The following is a 7,446-nucleotide window of genomic DNA, read 5'->3' as shown; positions in this document are numbered from 1 at the left end:
TTCGCGGCCCCCTGGTGTCTCGCGTCCGAGCCGTCGAGACTCGCGACTTCGTCGCATGCGCTTCGACGACTCGGACGCGAGACGGGCCGCGAACGGTCGCTCGTAAGACTCGCTCCGTCGGGGTTGCGTCAGCGACGGGGAGCTCGGGCCTCCGGGTATACATCATCGTCGGTGAGCAGCGCGCTGCCTGCGACCTGATCCTGCGCCAGCGCCTCCAGGAATGACCGCGCCCAGCGGTCCACATCGTGGGCGAGCACCTGGCGGCGCAGGGAGCGCATTCGGCGGCGACGGGTATCGCGGTCGTCCTCCAGTGCGGAGATGACGGCATCCTTCACACTGTTCAGGTCGTGCGGGTTGCACAGATATGCCTGACGCAATTCCGCTGCGGCACCGGTGAATTCGCTCAACACCAACGCTCCGTTGAGGCCGCTGTGACAGGCGACGTACTCCTTGGCGACCAGGTTCATCCCATCACGCAGCGGCGTCACCAGCATGACGTCGGCGGCAACGAAGAAGGCGACGAGTTCGTCACGCGCAATCGGGCGGTGCAGATAATGCACGACCGGATAGCCGACCCTGGCGAATTCACCGTTGATCCGGCCGACCTGGCGCTCGATATCGCCGCGCATCTGGATATAGCTCTCCACCCGCTCACGGCTCGGGGTGGCCAGCTGCACCATGACGGTATCGGCCGGATCCAGCCTGTTCTCCAGCAGCAATTCCTCCAGCGCGGCCAGGCGGATATCGATGCCCTTGGTGTAGTCCAAGCGGTCGACGCCGAGCAGGATATTTTTCGGATTGCCGAGTTCGGCTCGGATTTTCGCGGCCCGTTCGCGGACCGAGCGGCGGCGCGAATGTTCATCGAGTTCGGCCGAGGCGATCGAAATCGGGAACGCGCCGACCCGGACCGTGCGGAAGCCCACCTGCACCACGCCGAGCTTGGACCGCACACCGACGGTGCCGCGCGAGGTGGGTTGCCCTGCCAACCTGCGGGCCAGGTAGAGGAAGTTCTGCGCGCCGCCCGGCAGGTGGAAGCCGATCAGGTCGGCGCCGAGTAGACCCTCGATGATTTCGGTCCGCCACGGCATCTGCATGAACAGTTCGACCGGCGGGAACGGAATGTGCAGGAAGAATCCGATGGTGAGATCGGGACGCAGCATCCGCAGCATCTTCGGCACCAACTGCAGTTGGTAGTCCTGCACCCAGACGGTCGCGCCCTCGGCGGCGACCTTCGCGGTGGCCTCGGCGAAGCGCCGGTTCACCGTGACATAGGCGGCCCACCAGGCCCGGTCGTAGACCGGGCGCACGATCACATCGTGGTACAGCGGCCACAGCGTGCCATTGGAGAAGCCCTCGTAGTACTCGGAGACCTCCTCCGCGGACAGCGGCACCGGATGCAGTTCCAGACCGTCCTGGATGATCGGATCGATATCGACATCGGGAACGCCGGCCCAGCCGACCCACGCCCCCTTGTTATTGCGGAGCACCGGTTCCAGTGCGGTCACCAAACCGCCCGGACTGCGCTTCCAACGGGTGGAACCGTCGGGCAGTTTCTCCAGGTCGACCGGCAGCCGGTTGGCGACGACGACGAAGCCGGAACCGGCTCCGCTCATCTCGGCGAGGGCGGAGGGGACCACCGTCGTGTCGGGTTCGGATGGGGGCTCTAGAAAGGCGTGTTCGGAGTCCTCGGACGGCTGTTGGGTCATCTGGTCCACTCACGCATCCTTTGCGCTTCGCTTTTCGGCGTTTGAAGTTGTGAATAGTCGACGGCCCCGTTGACGTCGAGGTGGTTACTCGCCCCGAGAGTTAGGCCCGATGCCCAGCATGGACAGCAGCATCCGGCATTCGTCCGCATCCTCCGCGTAGGCCGCGACAACTCGCTGCGCCTGACGGGCGGTCTCGTCGGCGAGTGGTTCCAGATCGTCGTCCGCGATGTCGTTCGCGCTGCTCTTCGCGGCCATCTTCTTGTCCTCCCGGCTCAGTACGCTCGTACGTGCGAATAGTCAATGGTATCTGGCCACCACGGCGGTATGCCGCACCCGGATCCGGGTGACCTCCGACACGTTCGGCGTCATACCCTTCGCCTGCTCGCCGAAAACCGAAGCCCTATACCGTGGGAACGCAGCACCAACTCCACGAAAGGGTCGATATGCCGCTGGCCACGGTGAACGGAATTTCACTCAACTACCAGGTCAAGGGCGACCGAACCAAGGGCACGGATGCGAAGGGCGCGGGTCCGCTGGTCGTCATGATCATGGGCACCGGCAGCCCGGGCCGGGTCTGGGAGTTGCATCAGGTCCCGGCGCTGGTCAAGGCCGGATATCGGGTCTGCACATTCGACAATCGCGGCATCAAACCGTCCTATGAGGCGGCCGAAGGTATGACCGTCGATCAGCTGGTCGGCGATACCGCCGGACTCATCGAACTGCTCGATGAGGGTCCCGCACTGGTGGTCGGCACCTCGATGGGTGCGCGGGTGGCGCAGGAACTCGCGCTGGCGCGTCCGGAACTGGTGCGCAAGGCCGTATTCATGGCCGGACACGGCCGCCTCGACCAGTTCCAGAAGACGCTCTCGCTCGGCGAACACGAACTCGACGCCAGCGGGGTCAGCTTGCCCGCGAAGTACGAGGCCGCCGTCACCGCGGTGATGAATATGTCGCCCGCGACCATGGCCGATCCGAACGCCGCCCGCGACTGGCTCGATCTGTTCGAATTCACCGGCGGTGCGGTGACGCCCGGTATCCGCGCCCAGCGCCGGATGGACCACGATTTCGACCGGGTGCAGGCCTACCGCGGCATCAAGGTGCCGTGCCTGGCCATCGGATTCGCCGACGATCGGATGATTCCGCCGTATCTGTCCAGGGAGGTTGCCGAGGCCATTCCGGGTGCGCGTTACCTGGAAGTTCCTGATGCGGGGCACTACGGCTATCTCGAGCGTCCAGAAGCGGTGAACAAGATCCTGCTCGATTTCTTCGCGGCCTGAGGTAACTGCCTACGCGTAACGTCTGCCTTGCTAGGGTCGACACAACGCTCGGGGAGCTTCCGGCGCTCGACAGCGTTGGACGAGCCAAGGGCGATCCCGTACATGCGCCAGTATCCAGTGAGGTGAAATTGAGCACCAACCCCTTCGATGACGAAGACGGCCGCTTCTTCGTTCTGGTCAACGATGAGGAACAACATTCGCTGTGGCCGGCCTTTGCGGAGGTTCCGGCCGGATGGCGAGTCGTTTTCGGCGAGGACAGCCGCGCCGCGTGCGTGGAGTACGTCGAGAAGAACTGGACCGATATGCGTCCGAAGAGCCTGCGTGATGCAATGGCCGCCGATGACGCGGCCCGTCAGGGCGCCCAGTCCTGACCCGCGGTATCCGATACTGCGCCGGGCCACTGCTGAACCGTCACTGCGTGACACCGTAAAGCCGGTGTCACGCAGCTGGCGTGCCCGGTTATGATTGGCACCGTTTTGTTGAGTAAGACACCGTCCGCCTCCTTAGCTCAGTGGTAGAGCACTCGCCTTGTAAGCGAAAGGTCGTCAGTTCAATCCTGACAGGAGGCTCCAGTCGGGCGCGTCGGTGACGGCGCGCTCGTTCACGTGATAGAGGCCCTGCCGTTTGTGTAAGCGAAAGGTCGTCAGTTCAATCCTGACAGAGGGCTCCAGTCGGGCGCGTCGGTGACGGCGCGCCCGTTCCTCGTATTCGGCCGCACCGGCGGCTAATTCAGACCACGCCGCCCCGAATCTCATGAGTGCACTCTTGGACGCGTGATCACCATGTACTGGTTGAGGCGAACCCCGAGAACACCTCTCCGCCAATACATTCTCGAGGGCGCTTTAGGCGGGGACGTTGGGGGCGTAGCCGAGGGCGCGGAGGGCGGATTTGATTTTGGTTTGGGCTTCGTCGAGGGATTCGGGGGTGGGGTGGGGGTTGGCGCCGGAGATGTCGAAGTTGCCCATGGTGAAGGCTGGGAAGACGTGGACGTGCAGGTGGGGGACTTCGAGGCCGGCGATGAGCAGGCCGGCGCGGGGGGCGTCCCAGGCGTGGCGGACCGCTTGGCCGATTTTCTGCGCGACGCTGTTGAGCCGCGCGAAGGTGTCGGCGTCGAGGTCCTGCCACTGATCGATCTCCTTGCGGGGGACCACCAGCGTGTGCCCTTGCGTCACCGGGGCGATGGTGAGGAATGCGACGAATTCGTCGTCCTCCCAGACGAAACGGCCCGGCAGCTGGCCTTCGATGATCGCGCTGAAAACAGAAGCCATGCACCGCAGGCTACGCCGAGAGTTCCCGATCGGTGGTTCGGGTATTGACCTCGCCATCAAACTGTGTCTATCGTACACATATCAGTTTCCATCAGACACAATTTAGGAACGACATGATCACCATTGCCCTTGCCGCGACAGCCGCCGCCCCCGCGGGCTTGCTCACCCACCGTCAGCTGCGTCGCCGCAGCAATGCTCAGGCGCTCCGGATCGATACGCCGAACGGCATCTCGGAGGCGGGCTTCGTCACCATCGGGGGTATCGAGCAGTGGATCGAAATCCGCGGTGCGGATCGGGCCAACCCGGTGCTGCTGGAATTGCACGGCGGCCCCGGCGCCTCGAACACCTACTTCGCCAACCGAACTCGGGCGTGGGAAAAGCACTTCACGATCGTTCGGTGGGATATGCGCGGCGCGGGAAAGACTTTCGGTCGCGGCGCACAGGGCGAGATGACGTTCGACCGGCTATATACCGACGCACTCGAGGTCACCCGCCATGTGCGCGACCGGCTGCGCGCCGACAAGGTGGTATTGCTGGCCGCCTCATTCGGCTCGGTGCTCGGACTTCGCCTGGCCCGCAACCACCCCGAGCTGTACTCGGCATACGTTGGCACCGACCAGAACATCACCGGCGGCGAACCCGACCACAGCGCCTTCTTCGCGATTGTGCAACGGTTACGCAAAGCCGGAAAGCGCACCGCCGCAGCGAAATTGGAGGCGATGGGGCCCGATGCCACGCGGTGGACCGCCGAGCAGTGGGGTCTGCACGCAAAACTGGCGACCAGCTCGGATCCCATGCTCACCGGAATCCTGAAGAAGCTGATCGTGCCGTCGATGTGGTTCTCGCCGCGGCATCGGCTGCGCGATCTGAAGGCGGGTGCGGACGGCATGAAGTTCTCCGAACGGGTCGGCGTCGAATCCGTGCATTTCGACGCCTGGCGCGACGGCACGCGATTCGAGTTGCCGTTCTTCATCTTTCAGGGCGAACACGACAGCCTGATGCCCGTGGCCAGGGCGCGCCGCTACTTCGACGATGTCGAGGCGCCGCACAAGGAGTTCGCGCTGATCGCGGACGCCAACCATTTCGCGGCGTTCTGGCAGCCCGAGCAATTCCTCGAACTGCTGCTGACCCGGGTCCGGCCGGTGGTCACCGGCGGGCTCAGGCCATGTGCTCAGGCGACGTAGTGCGAAAGGATGCTCTGCACTTCGTAGATGTCGACCTGGCGGTTGAACCGCTTCTGCACCGGTTCGTGGGTGCCGGAGATCCAGATGCAGAGTTCGGCATCCAGGTCGAAGGTGCCCGCGGTCTCCACCGAGAAGTGGGTGATGGCGCGGTAGGGGATGCTGTGATAGCTCACCTTGCGGCCGGTGACCCCCTGCTTGTCGACCAGGATGAGACGCTTGTTGGTGAACAGAATCGCGTCGCGGACAAGAAGATACGCGGCGTAGACCTGCTCACCGCCGCCCATCAGTCTCGCGTATTCCTCTTGCGCCTTACCGGGATCGATCCGCCCGGCATTGCCCATCAGCCCGTCGATCAGACCCATAGTCAGCACGTCCTTTGCGCGGTGGAGGTCGGCTGTCGCGCCCCCTCCCATCAATCATCCACACCGGTCGGCGCCGCGGGGGGAGCTGTGAACGGAAATTCGGCGCGGGTCGATGTACAGGTGATGAACCACTAGTGGCGGGTCGTCGGACTGCTGGTCAGCCACCATTGGCAACAACCTAAGCTGTTGCCCGTGCGCGTACTCGTCATCGGTTCCGGAGCCCGTGAACATGCCCTCGTCCTGGCCCTGCGCCGGGACCCCGCGGTGACCGCGCTGTTCGCGGCGCCGGGCAATGCCGGGATCGCCCAGTACGCGCAGGTCAGAGCGGTCGATCAGTCCTCCGCGGAGGCAGTTGTCGCCCTGGCTACCGACCTGGACGCGGACCTGGTGGTGATCGGCCCCGAGGTGCCGCTGGTACTCGGCGTCGCCGATGCGATCCGGGCCGCGGGTATCGCGTGCTTCGGTCCGTCCGCTGCGGCCGCGCGCATCGAGGGTTCGAAGGCGTTCGCGAAGGACGTCATGACCGCCGCCGGGGTCCGCACCGCGCACAGCGAGATTGTGGACAACCCCGCTGAACTCGATGCCGCGCTGGATCGGTTCGGCCCGACCTGGGTGGTCAAGGACGACGGTCTGGCCGCGGGCAAGGGCGTGGTGGTGACCGCCGACCGGCTCGCGGCCCGCGATCATGGTGCCGAACTGCTCGAGCAGGGCCATCCGGTGCTGCTGGAATCTTTCCTGGACGGACCAGAGGTTTCGCTGTTCTGCCTGGTCGACGGCGAGACCGTGGTGCCGCTGCTGCCCGCGCAGGATCACAAGCGCGTCGGCGACGGCGACACCGGGCCGAATACCGGTGGTATGGGTGCGTACACGCCGCTGCCGTGGTTGCCGGAGGAGGCGGTCACCGCGATCGTCGAGGATGTCGTGAAGCCCGTTGCGGCGGAGTTGGTGCGGCGTGGCTGCGGCTTCTCCGGACTGCTCTACGCGGGTCTGGCGATCGGTGCGGACGGACCCGCCGTCGTCGAATTCAATTGTCGCTTCGGTGATCCGGAGACCCAGGCGGTGCTCGCGCTGCTGGAGAGCCCGCTCGGCGAATTGCTGAACGCCACCGCGACCGGCACGCTCGCCGAGGTCGCCGCGCCGCGTTGGCGCGACGGTTCGGCCGTCACTGTCGTGATCGCCGCCGAGAACTATCCGGGTCGTCCCCGCGTCGGTGATGTGATCACCGGAGCGGGCGAGGGCAATACCGACGACTCGTCCGCCGTGCTGCACGCGGGAACCGCATTGCGCGAGGACGGAGCCCTGGTCTCCGCGGGCGGTCGTGTGCTGAGTGTCGTCGGCATCGGCGCGGATCTGGCCGAGGCGCGCGCGCACGCCTATGACCGAATTGCCTCGATCAAGTTGCCGGGCAGCCACTTTCGCACCGACATCGGTCTCGCGGCGGTCGAGGACCGCATTTCTGTTTGACGGATACGACTCGCACTACTGACCCCACGGAGCGAGTCTTACGAGCGAGGAGTTCGCGGCCCGTCTCGCGTCCGCGCCGAAGGCGCGGCCATCGAACACAGCCGAGTCGTCGAAGCGCATACGACGCAGTCGTATGTCTCGACGGCGCCGCTAGCGACTGCTTGCAGGTCGCTCGAAAGGGTCGG

At 65.1% G+C, this 7,446-nt stretch carries 8 protein-coding genes and 1 tRNA gene; 5 read left to right on the top strand and 4 right to left on the bottom strand.

What is annotated here, in order from left to right:
* Positions 1–128: 128 nt before the first annotated feature.
* Together ACZ60G_RS17710 and ACZ60G_RS17705 are read right to left on the bottom strand one after the other, a co-directional pair.
* A complete protein-coding gene (locus ACZ60G_RS17710; protein WP_465811163.1) occupies positions 129–1,613 on the bottom strand; it encodes an alpha,alpha-trehalose-phosphate synthase (UDP-forming) in 1,485 nt (494 codons plus the stop codon).
* A 177-nt stretch (positions 1,614–1,790) separates the two neighbouring features.
* The gene (locus ACZ60G_RS17705) at positions 1,791–1,961 is read right to left on the bottom strand and encodes a hypothetical protein (protein WP_169338030.1); all 171 of its coding nucleotides are present in this window, start codon (positions 1,959–1,961) and stop codon (positions 1,791–1,793) included.
* 188 nt (positions 1,962–2,149) lie between these two features.
* Here ACZ60G_RS17705 and ACZ60G_RS17700 point away from each other — a divergent pair, with 188 nt between their 5' ends.
* The 3 genes from ACZ60G_RS17700 (at position 2,150) to ACZ60G_RS17690 (ending at position 3,555) form a co-directional block, all read left to right on the top strand.
* Positions 2,150–2,983, top strand: a complete 834-nt coding sequence (locus tag ACZ60G_RS17700; RefSeq protein ID WP_465811162.1) for an alpha/beta fold hydrolase — start codon at positions 2,150–2,152, stop codon at positions 2,981–2,983.
* Between the two features lie 128 nt (positions 2,984–3,111).
* Positions 3,112–3,354, top strand: coding sequence for an MbtH family protein (locus ACZ60G_RS17695; RefSeq protein ID WP_011207082.1), 243 nt, complete (start codon positions 3,112–3,114; stop codon positions 3,352–3,354).
* 126 nt (positions 3,355–3,480) lie between these two features.
* A tRNA-Thr gene (locus tag ACZ60G_RS17690) sits at positions 3,481–3,555 on the top strand.
* Between the two features lie 270 nt (positions 3,556–3,825).
* Here the strand turns inward: ACZ60G_RS17690 and ACZ60G_RS17685 are convergent.
* The gene (locus tag ACZ60G_RS17685) at positions 3,826–4,251 is read right to left on the bottom strand and encodes an HIT family protein (protein WP_465811146.1); all 426 of its coding nucleotides are present in this window, start codon (positions 4,249–4,251) and stop codon (positions 3,826–3,828) included.
* Between the two features lie 113 nt (positions 4,252–4,364).
* Here ACZ60G_RS17685 and ACZ60G_RS17680 point away from each other — a divergent pair, with 113 nt between their 5' ends.
* Complete coding sequence (locus ACZ60G_RS17680; RefSeq protein WP_465811145.1) at positions 4,365–5,435, top strand: alpha/beta fold hydrolase; 1,071 nt, start codon at positions 4,365–4,367, stop codon at positions 5,433–5,435.
* Here the strand turns inward: ACZ60G_RS17680 and ACZ60G_RS17675 are convergent.
* On the bottom strand, positions 5,423–5,797 hold the full coding sequence (locus tag ACZ60G_RS17675) for a PH domain-containing protein (protein ID WP_063046650.1): 375 nt from the start codon (positions 5,795–5,797) through the stop codon (positions 5,423–5,425). The two genes, ACZ60G_RS17680 and ACZ60G_RS17675, sit on opposite strands and share 13 nt — an antisense overlap.
* A gap of 192 nt (positions 5,798–5,989) precedes the next feature.
* On the opposite strand from ACZ60G_RS17675, the gene purD reads away from it, so the two are divergent.
* Complete coding sequence (gene purD / locus ACZ60G_RS17670) at positions 5,990–7,261, top strand: phosphoribosylamine--glycine ligase (RefSeq protein WP_465811144.1); 1,272 nt, start codon at positions 5,990–5,992, stop codon at positions 7,259–7,261.
* Positions 7,262–7,446: the final 185 nt, after the last annotated feature.

This window comes from Nocardia sp. NPDC102475, from assembly GCF_055584605.1.
This window is presented reverse-complemented; position numbering and strand designations above follow the sequence as displayed.